This window comes from Colwellia sp. MB3u-45 (assembly GCF_014077005.1).
GTDB lineage: Bacteria > Pseudomonadota > Gammaproteobacteria > Enterobacterales > Alteromonadaceae > Cognaticolwellia.
On record NZ_JACGVC010000033.1, the window covers coordinates 53812 to 72682 of the forward strand.

Annotated in this window: 11 protein-coding genes; 6 read left to right on the forward strand and 5 right to left on the reverse strand. The window is 37.9% G+C overall.

The genetic code is table 11. From position 1 onward, the window contains the following. Nucleotides 1-27 precede the first annotated feature (27 nt). From H4J41_RS00865 to H4J41_RS00875, 3 genes are all read right to left on the reverse strand, one after another. Nucleotides 28-2244: a DUF3488 and transglutaminase-like domain-containing protein gene (locus tag H4J41_RS00865; protein WP_182150442.1), complete on the reverse strand. Its 2217-nt coding sequence runs from the start codon at nt 2242-2244 to the stop codon at nt 28-30. Nucleotides 2245-2248: 4 nt separating this feature from the next. Beyond that, nucleotides 2249-3343 carry a DUF58 domain-containing protein gene (locus H4J41_RS00870; protein WP_182135497.1) on the reverse strand — a complete coding sequence of 365 codons (1095 nt, stop codon included), beginning with the start codon at nt 3341-3343 and terminating at the stop codon, nt 2249-2251. Nucleotides 3344-3476: 133 nt separating this feature from the next. Then, complete coding sequence (locus H4J41_RS00875; protein WP_182135495.1) at nt 3477-4406, reverse strand: MoxR family ATPase; 930 nt, start codon at nt 4404-4406, stop codon at nt 3477-3479. Nucleotides 4407-4849: 443 nt separating this feature from the next. On the opposite strand from H4J41_RS00875, the gene H4J41_RS00880 reads away from it, so the two are divergent. After that, nucleotides 4850-5929, forward strand: coding sequence for a succinylglutamate desuccinylase/aspartoacylase family protein (locus H4J41_RS00880; RefSeq protein WP_182135493.1), 1080 nt, complete (start codon nt 4850-4852; stop codon nt 5927-5929). A gap of 332 nt (nt 5930-6261) precedes the next feature. On the opposite strand, the gene H4J41_RS00885 is transcribed toward H4J41_RS00880, so the two are convergent. Both H4J41_RS00885 and H4J41_RS00890 read right to left on the reverse strand, forming a co-directional pair. After that, entirely contained in the window at nt 6262-7530 is a 1269-nt protein-coding gene (locus H4J41_RS00885) for a hypothetical protein (RefSeq protein WP_182135491.1), read from the reverse strand. 90 nt (nt 7531-7620) lie between these two features. After that, a complete protein-coding gene (locus H4J41_RS00890) occupies nt 7621-8193 on the reverse strand; it encodes a tRNA-(ms[2]io[6]A)-hydroxylase (RefSeq protein ID WP_182135489.1) in 573 nt (190 codons plus the stop codon). A gap of 675 nt (nt 8194-8868) precedes the next feature. On the opposite strand from H4J41_RS00890, the gene H4J41_RS00895 reads away from it, so the two are divergent. From H4J41_RS00895 to H4J41_RS00915, 5 genes are all read left to right on the forward strand, one after another. Further along, on the forward strand, nt 8869-9996 hold the full coding sequence (locus tag H4J41_RS00895; protein WP_182135487.1) for an HDOD domain-containing protein: 1128 nt from the start codon (nt 8869-8871) through the stop codon (nt 9994-9996). Nucleotides 9997-10592: 596 nt separating this feature from the next. Then, complete coding sequence (locus H4J41_RS00900) at nt 10593-11801, forward strand: MFS transporter (protein WP_182135485.1); 1209 nt, start codon at nt 10593-10595, stop codon at nt 11799-11801. A 749-nt stretch (nt 11802-12550) separates the two neighbouring features. Beyond that, nucleotides 12551-13561 carry an IS110 family transposase gene (locus H4J41_RS00905; protein WP_182135483.1) on the forward strand — a complete coding sequence of 337 codons (1011 nt, stop codon included), beginning with the start codon at nt 12551-12553 and terminating at the stop codon, nt 13559-13561. 448 nt (nt 13562-14009) lie between these two features. Next, nucleotides 14010-18053, forward strand: coding sequence for a response regulator (locus H4J41_RS00910; RefSeq protein ID WP_182135481.1), 4044 nt, complete (start codon nt 14010-14012; stop codon nt 18051-18053). Next, entirely contained in the window at nt 18050-18871 is an 822-nt protein-coding gene (locus H4J41_RS00915; protein WP_182135479.1) for a protein-glutamate O-methyltransferase CheR, read from the forward strand. The genes H4J41_RS00910 and H4J41_RS00915 overlap by 4 nt, the downstream gene beginning before the upstream one ends.

Here is an 18871-nt window from a genome sequence, read left to right on the forward strand (position 1 = left end):
TTAGCCGTTAACATTAGCCAATGAATACTAGTCAATGCCCAGCTTGGCTAGCCATAATTGCCAACGCAGTCGCCGATAGCTAAGTTGTAGTTTTATTAACTGCTTAGCATGCTCTTGTTGGCTAATATCATCAGCAAAATTTTGATAGCTTAGTTGTGCAAAGCCGTTTGATATAGCACAAAAGTTCGCTGACAACTCAGGTCGAGCTGTCGCAATAACATCAGCAAACTGTTGCGCGGTCATCGACCTTGCTTTTACCAATTGATGCTGCGCCATTAATTTTAGGGTTTTTAAATACAGGGCTTTAATTTTATCCTCAGCTTTCCCTTTAGCCTTGCCCTTAACAACTTTATAGCCATAAAACAGCAAGACGGCGCCAGCTAATATCAGCAAAAAATATAAAACATTTTTACCCTGCTTTAAACTCGCTAACAGCTGCGCCATAACACGCGATTGCTTTTGGCCAGTATAACCAATAACCCAACGTGTCCATTGGTAGTCAATGGCGTCAATTTGCATTTTAACTTGCTTATACCACCACATTGAACGTAACGCTTGCAGCGAAAAAAGTCCGGAAGATAAATCATCATACTCCTGCATTAAGCTAGTCGAAAATCCCCTTTCAACACGTTCTGGATCAACCGCTGCTGTTGGGTCAATGCGCTGCCAACCGTCGTTGGGTAACCAGACCTCAGACCAAGCATGGGCATTGCGCTGATAAACACTTAAATAATTTCCACTGAGATTGAACTCGCCGCCTAAGTAACCAACCACCATGCGAGCAGGAATGCCGGCAGCACGCATTAAATAAGTAAAGCTACTGGCATAATGCTCGCAAAATCCCGCCCGAGTGTCGAAATAAAACTGGTCTAAACTATTATTATTCAGCCGAGGCGGCTGCAAGGTGTAATAATAGTTTTCTTCATTAAGTTCAGTTAACACCTGATTAATTAACTGCCGGTCATCAGGATACTGCTGACGCAATTGTTGGCCTTTAGCGAGCAATTTAGGGTTGTTGTCAGTGCTTAATAGCAAATTTAAAGCACGGGTAGCATCAGGCAATGTCGCTGACATTTTGGCTGCTGGATAACTGGTGACTTGATAACTTAATGTTTGACTAATAATACCGCGATAAAACAAAGCAAAGTCATCACGCTGACCAATATTGCCTTGCTCACTAGTGGCAAAGTCGAGCGCAAATAACCAAGATTGAAAGCTAGGCTCAGCAATTACCTGATAGCTTAATCCTGTGCCACGTAATTCAATATCGGCTGAACTGTTCGCCTGCTCGAAGGTAGCTGAACCATAACTACTTTGAGCATTTTGACCACTTTGACTATTTTGACTATTTTGACTTAGGTCTCGACGGCTTTGTCGCCAAGTTACCCCGTCAAAATCATCTAATACCATCGCCCGCCAATACAGCTGAGCATGTTCAGGGTTACTATTTTGGAAACTGACACGAAACGCCAATTCATCCGACAAAGCTAATTGCGCAATATCACCAATTTTCACACTATCTGACAGCCCAACTTTTGCTGATTCAACACTTGGCACTTGCCAAAACGGACTTAGCTTGGGAAACCCGACAAATAACGCCACCGCTAAAGGCACTGAATATAAGCCGAGTTTAGCGACTAATTTAGCTTGTGCCAATACCGCCATTGTTGGTGCAAATAAGTTAAGTAGGATCATTAAATTGCCAAAAACTAAAACAATGACAGCCAATGAAAAATAAATAGATTGAATAAAAATTAATGAAGAGGTGGCAACAAAAATGCCTAATACCACCAGTTGATATAAATCTTTTCGCCTCGGTATTTCAAACATCTTTAAACTATAAGCGAAGCATAATAAATGCATCATGCTCAGCAAAAGCCCTAATGTTTGCCCCGCAACAGCGATAGCCACACTACCTGAAATAGCCAATAGTAGCATCAACCAAGGCGGTAATATTTTAGGTCTTACATAGCTTTTTATCGATTGGCTCAGCCTTGATACCAGAGCGCCTTTGCGAGCAATATTCAAATGCACAATAAACTGCAACGCCAAGGCAAAAGTGGCAAACAACAAATATAACAAGTGCAACTGTATAACTAAGGTTGCAAGGTTAAGTAGCTGAAAAATTAATAAACAAAAATACATTTGACTAGTAAGTTTTAGATCATTATTTTCACTAGGATTTTTACTTTTTCTGGGCTTAAATTTTTGTTTAAAACTGGGTTTAATTATGTTTTTCATCATGCACTCAATAACGTGCCAATGCGGTTAAGCATTTTAAGGTATGTTGTGCACTATGGTCATACTCAACCACTTGGTCGGGGAGTTTCAATGAAAAGGCAATTTGCTTAGTGCTACAGTCTTTAATTGCATAACTTAACCAACTTAAACGCTGTTCAAGTGTGCCGTTTGGCAGGCGCTCAAAGTCTAACTGCAACTTGCCTGATAGGGCTTGTTGATATTGTTTTGTTAACCAACCTTGTCCTTGTGCCACATGCTTCCATGCCACACGACTCAAGGGTTCACCCAGTTGATAATGTTGCAATTGGTGAAATTCATCTTGGCCCGGTTGAAAACTGTCTTGATAACTTTCAAGGTTATTTTCCGCCACTTCAATCGCCAGATTTTGTTGCTTAACGGTCCAAACATTGGCAATAGGCTTTGGATAAGCGGTAACTTGCTGAGCAAAATCTAATCGGGTCCAAGCTTTAAATAACCCAAAGCCAAATTCGCTGATAATTAACACTCGACCCAGTGGGTATTGGCCTCGTTGACAAACTCGATAAGGTATCCGAATGTTGTTTTCACCTATTTCGAGTTGTGCCAATGTTGTTTTGCTAAGCGCACTGTTGCTTGGTTTACTCTTGCTTGGTTTACGCTTGCTTGATTTATTTTCGTCCACGCTGTGATCAATTACTTGTTCGGTCTTTACCCTTGCTTGATCAAAAGAAAAACTAATAGTAAAGCGCACTTTTTTACTGGTGATCACCAGTGGAAAATACAGCGTTGAATCCACAAAACCTTGCAATGAATTTGTCGCTTTAAACTGTAAGCCAGAAAGATTAAAAAAACTATGGTGCAAAACCACAATGAAAAAACTAACTAGTAAATAGCTGATTAATATAATGACATTATTCTGATAATTGGTGCCCAGTAAAAACAGCAACAGCATAAACATTAACAAACCGGCACCAAAACGTGTGGGCATAATAAAAATATTACGATGATTAATTTGTTGTCGGCTGGCTTGTGGAATTCGACGAGTTAGCCAAGCATTAAAGTACTTATGCAGTACGCTTTTCAAGCTAGCGATTATCGAGCCTGTGCTTATCGAAGAGAACACGGTTTTTTTTCCTTTGCTTAACAACTAACGCCCCTTTTCACTCGATGGCAATCACTGAACTTAGTAACTAAAATTAATAACTTAACCTATTAATTTTAAAATATTACTAAACGCTGTGATTTAAAATACAGCCTTAAAGCAACGGGTTAGTCGGGTCAACCTGCGACAATATTTGCTGAGAAATTTCATCCGCTTGCTCAAACATATGATGATGTTGTGGCGCTAATCTATGTTCACATACTGGGGAGAATACCGCTTGAATATCTTCAGGGATAACATAATCACGATTTTGAATAAAAGCCCATGACTTTGCGGCTGCCAGCAATGATTTTCCTGCACGCGGCGATAACGCCTTAGCTTGGGATTCACTTTGTCGGCTCACTCTGCATAGTGCAATCACATAATCTACAATAGCAGGCGCAACACAAATAGTCGCAATATGCTGTTGTATTTCTCGTAATTGCTCAACACCAAGAAAAGGTTTAATAGCCATAACATCGCGGTGTGATGTTATTGATTGTAAAATTTTACGTTCGGCATCTATGCTAGGAAACCCTAAAGAAATTCGCATCATAAAACGGTCTAATTGCGACTCTGGCAATGGATAAGTGCCCGCATGTGACATGGGGTTTTGTGTCGCTATAACAAAAAATGGCTCAGGTAATAGATGGGTTACACCGTCGACACTCACTCGCCCTTCCTCCATAGCCTCTAGCAAAGCGCTTTGGGTTTTAGGACTGGCGCGGTTCACTTCATCAGCTAACACCACTTGATTAAATATTGCGCCCGGATGTAATTGAAATAACTTTGTCGCTTCATCAAAAATAGCAATACCAATAACATCGGCGGGCATCAAATCTGAAGTAAATTGAATACGTTGATATGACAAGCCTAAAGTTAAGGCTAAGGTGTTAGCTAAGGTAGTTTTGCCCATACCGGGTAAGTCTTCAATTAAAATATGGCCTTTAGCGAACAAACACGCCAAGGCTAATTTCACTTGATGGGGTTTGCCAATAACGACAGATTCAATTTGAGCCAAAACATTGGCAACCACAGTTTGCATACTTGTCGTTCCTTCTTATTGAAACATTAGCATAATTAATTATTCAACGAATACCAAGTAAAATAAAGCATCATTAGATTATGTGGACACTAGATACAGGAGTAAGTGAAGGAGTAAGTGCAGTAATAAAACCCTGAAAAATAGTATTGAAATCAAAAAATCTGTCATTGGCCAAAAAATAGCGCAAAAAAACGCCGCTTATTTGACCTTAGTCAACAAACGACAATATGGCCTTGTGGCATGCTAGCCAAATGTGTAAATCGAGACAGTAAATAAGCATGAACTTTCTCTTGATATATCGCTATTTTTTAGCTCAGTTGTGCTTTCACTCTCGAATATAGGTCGAGAATAGTGGCCTAATAATGGTCGAGTTTACCTTTATCATTAACAGCAACTGACTCAACAAACATGCGCGATTATAGATCGCATTTCGGAGATAAGTTATGGATGTCGATTTTAGCGAAATAAGCTATTTAGTTAACCCATCTAGTCTTACATTACATGCCGATCATCAGCAGTTTTTGTTATCGTTAATTGGACCTACCGTTATAGATATCCATGGCGAAAACAATAATGAATGGCGAGTTATTTCAACATTATTACAGGGTAATGAAGCGTCAGGGCTTATTGCCGTACATAGATGGCTCACCACAGGAAATAGATTACCTAGACCTAAAACGAATATTCGCATTATTATTTCATCTGTTGAAGCGGCTACTTATCAGCATTTATTTCATCACAGATACCTGCCTGAGGGGGTTGATTTAAATCGCTGTTTTAACGAAAAAGCCATTCGAGGCGGTATTGATGGAAAAAATAACAATATTGACGGCTATATTCAACGAGCGAAATTAATAGAAAATGCTATCCGCGAAGTTAACCCTACAGCCATTATTGATTTACATAATACTTCAGGTAATGGCCCTGCCTTTGCCGTCAGTACGCTGATAAATCCCAATGTGTTGTCGATTACGTCTTATTTTTGCGATACCTTGATTTTATCTGATATAAGCATTGGCGCTATGATGGAGCTGAATTTCTCCTGCCCTGTAGTTACGATTGAGTGTGGTGGTAGTTTTGATGACCAAGCGCATGATGTTGCTTATAATGGTATCAAAAAATTTACCCTTTGCGATGGCCATGCTACTTTACCACAAGATAAGGCCGTGCAAATTCTTTACAAACCTTTGCGTTTAGTCATTAAAGCAGAGCGCAAACTATCCTTTAGCAAACGTGACGAAGGCTATAGTGGCGTAACCTTGCGACAAAATATTGAACAATTTAACTATGGTGGATGCTGTGAGGGGCTGCTATTAGGCTGGCTTGATGATAAGGGTTTAGAAAACCTTGAAATGTTAAACGACCAAGGCGTAAACGTGATCGAACAGTACTTTAAAATGGTTGATAATAAATTGCTCTGTGCAACCAACTTGAAAATGTTCATGGCGTCAAATCAAAGCCATATTGTCCGTTCTGATTGCCTATTTTATGTTGTAAATAGCGTCAATAATTACCTTTCATAGCTAGCTTTATTAAAAATAAGGCAATAATCACTAGCCAATAACTTTCAAATAACGCTCAAATAACTATCAGTTTGATTAACACGATAAAAAGTCAGTTTAAGCTGGCTTCATGCAGCGCTATAAAGCCGTTAATGTTTGGCTTGATATTTTTTGATACGCTTAATTCTTTCGCGGCAACACTGATTTCATTTAACCCAAGAGAATAAAGCCTAGCTTACACTGGTTTATTTCTTTAGATTGAACATATCAACAACTCTGATCTTATTGATACTTACCCCATTGATAGACCATTTATATTTTGACCCCATTGATAGTAAAAAAAGCTGAGGGAACTAACTCATACTAAATGGTGCATCAGCTATCGCTTGTTCTAGGGCTATATTCTCTAAACCTAAGTCGCGTAGCGCGTGAATAAACTTCAAAGTTTTAAAACTATCAAACCATACCGTCAGTTGTTTGTTAAATTGTGCTTGCTTGTTCACTTTTTGCTTAGCCACAAAATTCAGTAAACCTATACTGATTAAAGCCTGCTGGCTATTTTTAGGTAAAAAAACTAGCCATAGTTCAGGTTGTTGTCGATATTGCCATAGGCATTCAAATGCTTGTAAACAGGCTTTTAATTGCACAAAAACGGCTGGATTATAGTATTGATAATCTAGCCCTTGTTCGACAAGTTGCATGATGTTTTGCACTGCTGGCCCAGTACCAAAAGGCACGCGCTGTGAAGGCCTAGCTTCTAATTTTATCGTTACGTCGGCTAAGTAAACCACCTCACCCAATTTAGCCAGCTTGTTTAACAGGTAAAAGTCTTCACCGGCATTGCGTTTAGGAAAACCTCGCGCCTGACAGTAGGCCAGCATATCAAAAGATAAAATACTGCCAATAGTAAAATAAGCATAAGGTGATTGCGCATAGTGCAAACCAGCAACGTAATAGCGTAAAGCGTTTTCGTAGCGTAAATTGGCTTGATGAATGGCTTGGTGTTCACTGTAATGATAAAAATTACAACAAGTAGCAACGGCATGCTTAAGCGCTACATTATTAACAGCATGGGCGGTAAAATAATTATCAGGTAAATAGGCGTCAGCGTCTGTTGAATGTACCCACGAAGCATTAATATGACCTTGAGTAAATAATGTTATCGCTAAGTCTGCGCCAATTTTTCTTGCTAAACCTACGCCTTGATCCTCAGGAATCGGTTGGCTGTAACGATTAACCATTAAGATTGACGCATTTACCTTTTTATAGCGACTCGAATGGCAAAGGTCAATTAAACTTAAATTACCTTGCTGCCAAATCAGTTCACCCCGTTCAGTAATACTCTGGGCTAAGTCACTTTGCGCTTGTTGATGCTGACGACCAAAATCGCTGTCGGGCTGATTAATTACGACGATTAACAAACACTGTTGCTCAACCAGTGTCGAGTCAATAAATCGGTCAATAAATTGCGCAGACTCTTCAAACGCTGGAATAACAAGCACGTGCTGATAGCTGCCCTGTTCTGGAAACGACGCCAGCAATAGTGCTTCTGGCTCAGCATAATGGGCTAAATATTTAGCGCATGTTTTATGCTGTTGTTGCGCAGCGCTGTTGTTAGTCATGGTGCTTATTACCTTAAAAGCTTACGTGCTTTTGTAGTACTTGAAGAAAAAATCAGTTTCAAGGCTATGACCTAAATGCCGCATTGCACATTAATGCAAGGCCGCACGAAAAGGTAGCGCCGCACAAATGTCTGCTTCAATGTCTAAAACTTCGGCTAAACGTTGATCAACGTCTGCTTTAGGAAAATATTCGTAAGCTAATTCAATAAATAAATTTTTATGCTTTTCTTCTGATTTAGCGATAGTTTGATAAAATTCTTTGTCTTTGCCTTCTGGTAGCGCTTGTGAAATCAAAAAAAATCGTTCATGACCACGGGCTTCAATTACGCCGCCCACGATTAATCTGTCCATAAAAAACACATCACTACCGTTACGAAAAACCTTTCTAATTTGGTTAATGTAAGGGTCTTTTTCATCCGCGCCTAATTGTCCGCCACGGGCATAAATTAATTTTAGTACCTGTTTAAAGTGAATAAGTTCTTCAATAGCTAAGTCCGCCATCGCTTTCACTACTGATTTTCGATCTGGATAATGAGAGATCATCGACATCGCCATACCTGAGGCTTTTTTTTCTGCTGCGGCATGATCAGTTAAGAAAGTGTCGAAGTCATTCAGCACTGCATCGGCCCAAGCTTTAGGGGTTTGATATTTTAATTCGAACATAGGTAAGTTTTACACAATAAACAAGAAAGAAATAATAGCGGTATTTTACACGGGTAAAAACAAGCGACAAGAAAAATACCCTGATAATGTCCAAGATAGTAGCAATAATGTTGTCATAACTTGCTCAGAGTAATTTAAATGATAATTTGCGGCTAACCTCGAGCTAAAGTTAATATTTTCAGGGGTTAACTACAGTACTAAAAATAACACTAATGACGTTAATGTTAGCAGCACTAACTAACAGCACTAATAATCACTCGCATATACTGCCACTAAACAATAGTTTCAGCTCAGTGGCTTTAGCAAAATTAGCCTTAAGCACTAGCGCAAAAATAGCTGGACCAAGCACACTTTTTTCATGGGTGATGATGTAATTAACGCCAGCTTCGAGTTGATATTTTAATCGCTATAGTGGCTGATTTTTAAGCGCTTAATTCAGTCATTAATTCACTCATTAATTACCGCATCAACTCAGGTTAAATTTTATATTTATCTGGCTCAAACATTTGTTTATTAAAGCGTAAATAAAACTAATTTTGTCTACAAAATTAAGTTATTATCAAACAAAATAAAATTACAATAATAAGAAAAAAGCTCGGTAAAAACTTGGATGTTAACTTAGTGGCCTTTTTCAATACTGACATCCTTTTAACCCTTTAAGTGTTTTTTATAGCTATGTTCAACAAACTATTAAGTCAATTATTTCAAAAAACTGAAAGTAGTACCCCCAATGTATATTTTTTCGAAGAAAGCAGACAAGATGTTGATTCAGAAAAAGAAGTTGAAAATCAGCAGGCTAATAAAAATCGTAATATAAACAATAATACAAACCACGATGGACTGATGTTTTACTCATTTGAAGATGAATATCAACAAAATTTTTATGACTACCTATTAGGCGAATCTAACCAGGTAGAGTCACCAAATGACCATGAACTATCGCAACTTATATCATCAAAAATACAAGGTTTATTGAAAAATCCAAAATTGATTTTAGATGTATTACCTATATTACCCTTATCTTTAACAAAAATTATTCAGCAGATAAATAACCAAGACTTTGATACTGAAGCTTTAATCCAATTAATTCAGCAAGAGCCTGCCATTGCCGCAAAGGTTATTGAGCTAGCTAATTCGGTTTATTATAATCGTAACAATAAAGAGATCACGGATCTTAAATCTGCTTTTTTGCTGTTAGGTGCCAACGGTTTATCAGAAGGCGTTATTAACGGCTTTGTTAATAAGCTAGTACCAAATTCAACTATTTACTTTAGACAATATGGTCAGAAAATATGGCAACATAGCTTATCTACCGGCATAACAGCAAAAGCACTGGTTGCTAAATCGTCCATAAAAGCTAGTGCAGCTCAAGCTTACTTTATCGGTTTAATTTGTAATTTAGGCGACCTTGTCATTTATCAGTTACTCACTGATGCGTTTGCTATTGTTCATCCAGATTGTCAGCCAAACTCTACCTTATTTAAAAATTTGATGGCTAAAGAATCAAAGAAATTGACTTATTTTATTGCTAAACATTGGAATTTTCCTGATTCAATATTAGACGCATTAGCCTTACAAGCAAAAGTTAAACGCGCAGCATTATTACCAACATTGCACCATAAAATGCCCCTAGCCTGTTATGTTTATGAAGCAAAAATCATTAGCCAACTTGAGCTAAGACTCGCGCATAGCGCCATTGATGATGAATATATTAAAGAAGTGTCAACCTCATTACTTTTCACGGAAGAAGCCAATAATCAGTTGCAGCAAGTATTAGCCGATAAGCAGTTAGAGAAAACTTAACATAATAGCCGTTATTTATTTTTACTGAGCTCATGGCATTGTTAAGGTAAGTAATACATCCTAAAAATTCATACCGACGATAACATCAGCACAAGTATATTATTCGCTCAACTCCATCGAAATATTATGTACTGCTGCACATTTTTGGTCACTATTCAGTGCCTATATAATGACCATAAATATGCAGCCGTAGTTGTCGTGAGCGCAAACATCAATAACAAACACTGGACTTAAAGTCAGCATTTCATCTTCTCACCCATCACTTCGGTGTTCTAAATTTTTGCGACTCAGTTGGCTTTCACCGCAAAGAAAGCTGCAGCGAATACTAGGAAAAAATCACCTTTAGTGCATCATAAATCTAACCAGGCGTTCTCTAGCGGTAATTATCAAGCACCCGACTTGACTAATGTGCTAATCCTGAAGAGGGCTCGATAATTTGCAATTAACTTTGGCTGTTGTTAATTTTGATAACGATAAGCTTGGTTATAAAAGTTATCGTTATCAATACACACTTATTATCTTTACAATATTGCTACTGTTTAATTATTTTTTTAATAGTGATCGTTATTAAATGTCACTGTCTGAGTCTCATCACCATGATTGAAATAAAAACACCCGCTTACCGCCGCGCAAGCTTCGCGTTAGCCTTAGGGTCTTTCCTCGTATTTTGCAACTTGTACATGTTCCAACCTATGTTGCCCTTGATGGCTGAAACCTTTAGCGCCAGTGCCATTGAAATTAACTGGTTACTCGCGGCATGTACGTTAACGTTAGCGCTTACTCTTGTGCCATGGGCTATCGGTTCAGAAATGATTGGCCATCGTAAGGTCATGATACTGAGTCTTTTTTTATTACCATTTACGGGTATAGCCATGTTGCTAGCCGATTCATTGCTCACGTTAACGCTAACACGCGCGGTGATGGGCATCTCTCTTGCTGGTTTTATAGCCGTTGCAGTCGCATATATGGCTGAAGAATTCACCCCAACAGCCTTAATACTTGCGATCGGTGGCTATATTAGTGCTAATTCATTAGGGGGAATTTTTGGGCGTTTATATGGTGGTTTTATCACTGAATATTGGGGATGGGAACTCGCGGTAATAGGTATGGCTATTTTCAGTTTATTCGGTGCGTTACTCGTTAACCGACTGTTACCCGAGCAGCAAAATTTCATCCCAACAAAGGGGCAGTTTCGCGTTCATAGTCGTCATGTTATTGGTCACTTGAAAGAGCGTAAATTGTGGTTGGCTATGATGATTGGTGGACTAAATTTCTCATTGTTTGTTAACCTTTACACGGTAATGGGATTTCGTCTTGTCGCACCACCCTATTCACTGTCAATTAGCTTAACCTCGATGATTTTCTTGTGTTATCTCACCGGTACAATTACCGCAAAGTTAAGTGGCCGTTGGAGCCAAATTTACAGCCCGATTAGTGGCATAGTATTAGGAACAACAATCAGTGCGATAGGCATGTGGGTTGCAGCTTATGACTCATTACCCGCAATGCTTATGGGTTTATTGCTTATTAGTTCTGGCGCTTTTTTCACCCACTCACTTGCTTATGCATGGGTAAGTCAAAAAGCGAGTACAGCGAAAGCTACTGCCACTGCGTTATACCTTGTACACTATTATGTTGGCGGTAGCCTAGGTGGTTTTTACTTAATTGCCTGCTGGCAGTATGGAAGCTGGAATGGCGTACTTACTGGAGGAATGGTGCTTTATAGTTTGATTTATCTGCTCTGTTGGCAATTACACCGCAGTACTTTTTCACCGTTGAAAACAAAGGCACAAAGCAATATATGAAGCTAGGTGTAGAAGCTGAGTAAAGTTGGAAGCATCTAAATAAAAATGGAAACACCCAATAGGAAAAATCAACTAAAGTTGGAAGCTCACCATTCTTTGCGTTAAGCGAAAGCTAGCTATCGGTCGTTTCTTAGGTTAGCTGACTAAGATTTATCGCAATAAATAGTCCGCTTAGGCACCATCAATGTCATACATTTTTGAATTATTAACAATCACTTTTTGCGCAAGGAATAAGTTAGATTTTATATTGTGAGCGTTGCTCTAGGTCAGCTGTACACCCGTTAGTTGACCTAGACAGATCGACAGCTAACTTAATCATTCTTGGTATAGCAGACGTTCCCAAAATCGGTTTTTTGAGACATTTTCTGACAATAAAAAGAAAAATATGGTTATAGGTGAGAGTACTATGTCTGTCTCCTGCAAGCTCATAGCGGTCTAAAATCACAAGTAATAATCACCTCAATTAATGGTAACTAAGATACGAAAGAAGACCTTAGCCTTGGCTTATCTAGCGACATTTTAATCGATGAAAATCAGCCCTGTGTTAGATAATAGAATTGTTCTAAATTTCATCAGAAATCTATAAAGTCTACAATTCTAATTTGATTATAAAATACCAAAGCGGACATTAGATTAATTTGATTTTCGGTATTAAATTCTATGATTCTATGGCGATTCGGGGCACATAGCGATTTATGGACTTTACTCCCTTAAGCTATGTTTTAGCTAACTATTCAGGAGAACATACAATGTTAAAATTTAATGTTATCGGTATTGATTTAGCAAAAAACGTACTTCAAATCTGTGTTATCAGCAAACATGGTGAATTAGTCAGTAATAAAATGGTCAGTCGTCAAAAATTAAAAGAGAGATTAGCCAAATCATCACCTTCGATTGTTGGTATTGAAGGTTATGTTAGTAGCCATTATTGGGGGCTGTTAGCCGAATCATTCGGTCATGATGTGCGTATCATCAGCCCTAAAAAAGTAAAAGGGTTTCTCGAAGGTCATAAAACAGATGCAAATGATGCGCTTGCTATTGCAAACGCTGCTATGCAAATAGGATTAAAATACAGTAAGCCTAAAAATGAAGAGCAACAATCACTTCAATCTCTTGAAGCTATTCGTATTTTTCTTTCTAGGAATATCACATCATTAAGTAACCACATTCGGGCAATGTTATACGAATATGGCATTGTTAGTGCTAAAGGGGCTGCTAGACTAAGAAAGGTTATTGAAGATACGTTTGAAGAAAACAATGCGCTTCCTACTTGCCTGATATCTACATTATCAATTGTGGGCACAATATCTAAACTTGAAAAAGCTAAAAACTCGATAGTTCGTCAAATAAAGCCATGCAAGCAACTGATGGCATTAGAAGGTGTCGCAGAAGTTTGTGTTGGTATGCTTTATTCTTCTATAGGTAATGGAAAACAGTTTAAAAATGGCAGAGAGGCCTCAGCCTTCGTTGGATTAACACCAAAACAATATAGCTCTGGCGGTAAAGTATTCATGATGGGTATTGATAAAAAAGGTGGGGTTAAAGAATTAAGAACCGTTTTATATCAAGTGGCTATGTCAATAGTTACACATTTGCCAGATGAACCGAAAAAAGTTAAGCAAGCCTGGCTAATTCAATTGGTAAAGCGAATCGGTATTAAGCGAACATGTCTTACGCTGGCCAATAAAACCCTTAGAACAGCTTGGGCAATGCTCAGGCATGAAAGTAAACATGAGCAACAACAATTAATTGCAGCATAATAATTCAGCATAAACGTTAAGACCAACCTATTAAAACCTGTCTATCTCGAAAGTCATAAAGACTGCCATAGCAAAAAGAATAATAGGTGCGCAAACATCATAGGCTAGAGAATAGCTCTCTCAATAATAAGCCGTATATACGACGGCATCTTACTTGGTAAGACTTACTTGACATATCGCACTTCTAGTGCTAAAGATACATTTAGATGTCTGATTTAAAATAGAATAAATAGATGTCTGATTTAAAATAGAATAAATTCTTAATATAATAGTAGTTTATGGATCACAAAGTTTCAGGCTGAATTCACTTTCTTGAACAATAATTTAATCACAGGTGCCTTTTTTCTTATTAGGCATAGTTATCTTTAAGCGAAAAATACGGTTTTCTGCCGGTAACGTGCCAACTAACCTGTATTCAATGACGAACAAATAATATTTGAGGTTCATGATGCGTATAACTATTCGATTTAAACTCCTTGTCAGTTTTGTTTTATTTTCCATGCTATTAGTTTTTTCAGCTTATTACGGTGTTAATTCATTACATGAAGTTAATAACGGTTTTAACGCTCAAAAAATTAAACTTGCGGCGCGTATAAATCAAGGAGTAATTGCAGTATCACGCGCTGAAAAAAATATTATATTATCAATAGATACCGATGAGATTGATGAGTATATCGATTTTATTCGCTTTACCACCGAAGATATGGAACAACGTCGTCAGTTGTTACGTAGCTTAGTTGATGATGAAAGTAATGTATTACTCGATAAGTTTTCTAAAACCTGGGGGGGGTACTTAAGAATAAGCAATAAAATAAACAACTTAGGAAGGGTTAACGCTAATACACATGCCAGAGAACTATCACAAGGCGAAGCACGGGAAGCATTCGATCGCGCCGCATTAGCAGCACAAAAAATTGCCGATTCAAATGAGTTACAAGCCGTTGCCGCCAAAGAGATTGAAATATTAAGAAAAGTTGTTGTTAAAATAAAACTAGGTACTCAATTAGCCTTAGCCTTAACCGAAATGCAACGGGCAGAAAAAAACTTTATTTTGGCTAAAACACAAAAAGAAATGCAAGAATATATCGCTACCGGTAAATTACGAAAAGAAGAAGTCAGTAATTTATTTGAAGTATTAAAACCTTTATTAACAGAAGAAGGACGATTACTAGGTAATCGTTTTATTCAATCCTATAACGATTATGAGCTGTTATATAACAAAGTTCAAGAATTAACCCTCCTTAATACCAATGCCAAAGCGTACAATTTATCTACTGGTAAAGGGCGTCAATTAAATGATTTAGCACAAAAGCAAATGGCTGCCATTGTTGAAAAGGCGGAATCGGACTTAGATGCCGACAAAGCCGCTAACGACCAGCGCATTGAAGATGCTCGCAACTTCCTCATTACCTTAACCCTCATTAGCCTTATTATTATCGTTTTTATCGCACTCTTTTTAACCAATACCATTAACAGTTCATTATCTGATGCCATCATTTATTTAAAAAGTATCGCCAAAGGGGATTTAACTTCTAGCCTTGAAAAAAAGCGTGATGATGAAATTGGTGAATTAATTGACAACATCAATGCTATTAACGTCTCTCTACAAGAAGTTAACGAAACCACCAATAACATTGCCAACGGCAATTATGATCAAAAAATCGTGGAACGTAGTACTCATGATGTGCTTTCCCAGTCTTTAAATGTTATGAGCAAAAGGCTAGCCTCTATCACCTTAAAAAACAGTGATAATGAATGGTTAGCTCAAGGGCAAATAGAGATTAATAAAGTTATTCGTGACGTCAAAAATGCCAAAGAACTCGCCGAAGCCATCATCAGCCACACCACACAATACATTAATGGCCAAGTAGGCACTTTCTATGAGCTTGCTGATGATACTGAAAATGAGCAAGATGAATTTTTCCTTACAGCCAGCTACGCTTTTACTCACCGTAAAGGCGACAATAATCGCATTACAATAGGGGAGGGTTTATTAGGGCAAGCTGCTTTTGAGAAAAAAATATTATCGATCACTCATCTACCGGAGCATTACACCCGTATAAATTCATCTCTGGGTGACACCTTACCCAGTAATGCGTTATTGATCCCATTACTTATTGCTAACAAGGTCGTAGGCGTCATTGAAATAGCGGCTGTTACCGAGTTTACTTCATCACACCTGAAATATTGTGAAGTGATAGCTCAAGCTATCGCGGCGGGTTTACAGGCGCGTAAAGGTAAAGACAGAATTGATAACTTACTAGCAGATGCACAAAGCCAAACTGAAGAGTTAGCATCACAATCGGAAGAATTAAGGGCGACTAATGAGCAGCTTGAAGAGAAAAATTCAGCGTTAGATCAACAGAAAAAAGATTTACAAAAACAAGCGGAGGATATCGCCGAGAAAGCCGCTGCCATTGAAGTTAGCAGCAAATATAAGTCTGAATTTCTCGCCAATATGTCTCATGAATTACGCACCCCGCTAAATAGTTTTTTATTACTGTCTAAAGCATTGAGTGATAATCCCAAAGGCAACCTGGATGAGGAGCAACTTGAAGATATCAAGATTATTTATGAAGGCGGTACAGATTTACTGCATTTAATAAATGACATTATGGATTTATCTAAGGTTGAGGCCGGCAAGTTAACACTTCAAAATGAGGAAGTTACATTAGATCACATCTGTAAAAACCTACAGAATTTATTTTCCCCAAGTGCAAAAGATAAAGCATTAGCCTTCACTGTGACACGAGACGATGACGCGCCGGCAACGATTATTTCGGATCAGCAACGCTTAGAGCAAATATTAAAAAACTTTTTATCAAATGCTTTTAAGTTTACCCCTTCAGGTACTATTGAATTTACCATTAAGAATGTTCCCAATAATGTTCGTTTTTTACATGCTAACTTACAGCCAACGAGTGCAGTGGCACTTTCAGTAACTGATACAGGCATCGGTATTGCTGCTAATAAACAACGCGAAATATTTGAAGCCTTCCAACAAGCTGATGGTTCAACCAGCAGAAAATATGGCGGCACTGGTTTAGGTTTAACCATTTCTAAAGAATTAGCACACCTGCTTGGTGGTGAAATACAACTCAGTAGTATTCCAGGGCAAGGCTCTACTTTCACCTTATATTTACCTATTGCTAATGCTGCACTGTCGAATACGACAGAGCACACGATAAACAACTACACCACACCCTCTTTGGTAAATGAACCAATAATTGAAATACAACAAAGTCTTATAGAGACCACCCCCATTAATAACGTTGAAAGCCTCATGGGGGATGATAGTCATAACATCAGTGAAGGTGATAATGTTATTTTGATTATTGAAGATGATGAAGCATTTGCTAAAACCTTATTAAAAATGGTGCGCGGTTATGGTTATAAAGGCCTCGTAGCCACTGATGGTAGAAATGGCTTGTATAAAGCGTTTGAATATAAACCTAAAGGCATATTTCTTGATCTGGGTTTACCTGACTTATCCGGTAAAGAGGTATTGGAACAATTGAAGTTCCATTTATCGACCAAACATACCCCAGTTCATATCATTACCGGTACAGAAGAAGATACCGAGCTACTGAAAATGGGCGCTCGTAGTTTTGCACAAAAGCCGGTAGACGCAGACGATATAGAAAAATTACTACAAGATATTGAATATATCAATTCCGGGGAAATACGAAAAATTCTCATCATCGAAGATGACGAGAATAGTAGGCACGCCATTAGCCAACTCATTGAAAACAAGGGCATTAAAACATCTAGCATTAATAGCGGTAATGGCGCCCTTACATACCTTCATGATAATGAGGTTGACTGTATTATTCTTGATTTAGGCTTACCCGATATCAGTGGTTTTGATTTTTTAGACATATTAGCTGATAACCTTAGTATTAAAAAGACCCCTGTTATTGTCTTTACTGGCGCAGAACTCGATGATGAGCAGCGCAGTCAACTTAACAAACACTCGGTTAGTTTAATTTTAAAAGATGCGGCTTCACCAGATAAACTATTAGATGAAGCCTTAATGTTTATGCATAGTATGAGTAAAGATTTATCCTCTACCCAGAAAAAATCCATCTACAATATTCATGATGAAAGCAAGCTACTAACCGGGCGAAAAGTATTACTGGTTGATGATGATATACGCAATACTTTTGCTTTATCAAAAAACTTGCAACGATTAGGCTTAACCATTTATGAAGCTGACAATGGCCAAACCGCACTGAATAAATTAGTCCAGCATAATGATATTGAACTAATATTAATGGATATTATGATGCCAGTGATGGACGGCTATGAGGCAATGAAAAAAATAAGACAAGACCCCCTTTATAAAGATGTGCCTATTATAGCCTTAACAGCTAAAGCCATGCCGCAAGATCGCGCCAAATGCATTCAAGCAGGGGCAACTGACTACCTCACTAAACCGATTGATTTTGACAAGTTATGTTCCATGTTAAAAGTCTGGTTATTTAAAAAATGAACCCGCATGATATAGAAGAATTTGAGTTAGATACCATACTTGACTTAATTGATAAATGTTACGGTTACAATTTTAAGGATTACTCGCGTGCGAGTATTAAACGAAGAATTCAAAACCTCGCTAGCGCCTGTAATTGCGAGCATATTTCTGAGTTGATACCTAAAGTATTATATCAAGATAACTTTTTGGATAAATTCCTAAAAGGTATGTCGGTCACAGTAACTGATATGTTTCGTGACCCATGGGTTTTTAAGATATTTAAAGAAAAAATCATTCCGCAGTTGCGTATTCACCCACAAATTAATATCTGGCATGCCGGCTGTGCTACTGGTGAAGAAGTTTACTCCATGGCAATATTACTTAAAGAAGAAGGTCTACTTAAATATTCTCGTATTTACGCCACAGACTTTAACAATCATTCTTTGGATATTGCTAAAAAAGGCATTTATCCACTTGAAAAGATGCAACGTTATAGTAAAAATTACCTAGATGCGGGGGGTAAATATTCGTTATCAGAATATTACGATGTTAAATACGATGTAGCCAAATTTAGTCGTGAATTAACTGAACGCATTACTTTTAGTCATCATAATATGGGGGTTGATCAAGCATTTGGTGAAATGAATCTAATAATATGCCGCAATGTACTGATATATTTTAATAAAACCTTACAAAACCGCGTATTTACCTTGTTTTATGACAGTTTAATGCCGAGAGGGGTTTTACTATTAGGTGATAAAGAAAGTATTGATTATTCGGAAATAAATTCTAAACTTACTGCGGTTTCTAGTAAAGCAAGAATTTATCAAGTGAGATAA

Excerpts from the sequence above, each read along its gene's own strand:
- H4J41_RS00865 (WP_182150442.1), bottom strand. The coding sequence starts at position 2,244 with ATGATGAAAAACATAATTAAACCCAGTTTTAAACAAAAATTTAAGCCC.
- H4J41_RS00875 (WP_182135495.1), bottom strand. The coding sequence starts at position 4,406 with ATGCAAACTGTGGTTGCCAATGTTTTGGCTCAAATTGAATCTGTCGTT.
- H4J41_RS00880 (WP_182135493.1), top strand. The coding sequence starts at position 4,850 with ATGGATGTCGATTTTAGCGAAATAAGCTATTTAGTTAACCCATCTAGT.
- H4J41_RS00885 (WP_182135491.1), bottom strand. The coding sequence starts at position 7,530 with ATGACTAACAACAGCGCTGCGCAACAACAGCATAAAACATGCGCTAAA.
- H4J41_RS00890 (WP_182135489.1), bottom strand. The coding sequence starts at position 8,193 with ATGTTCGAATTAAAATATCAAACCCCTAAAGCTTGGGCCGATGCAGTG.
- H4J41_RS00895 (WP_182135487.1), top strand. The coding sequence starts at position 8,869 with ATGTTCAACAAACTATTAAGTCAATTATTTCAAAAAACTGAAAGTAGT.
- H4J41_RS00900 (WP_182135485.1), top strand. The coding sequence starts at position 10,593 with ATGATTGAAATAAAAACACCCGCTTACCGCCGCGCAAGCTTCGCGTTA.
- H4J41_RS00905 (WP_182135483.1), top strand. The coding sequence starts at position 12,551 with ATGTTAAAATTTAATGTTATCGGTATTGATTTAGCAAAAAACGTACTT.
- H4J41_RS00910 (WP_182135481.1), top strand. The coding sequence starts at position 14,010 with ATGCGTATAACTATTCGATTTAAACTCCTTGTCAGTTTTGTTTTATTT.
- H4J41_RS00915 (WP_182135479.1), top strand. The coding sequence starts at position 18,050 with ATGAACCCGCATGATATAGAAGAATTTGAGTTAGATACCATACTTGAC.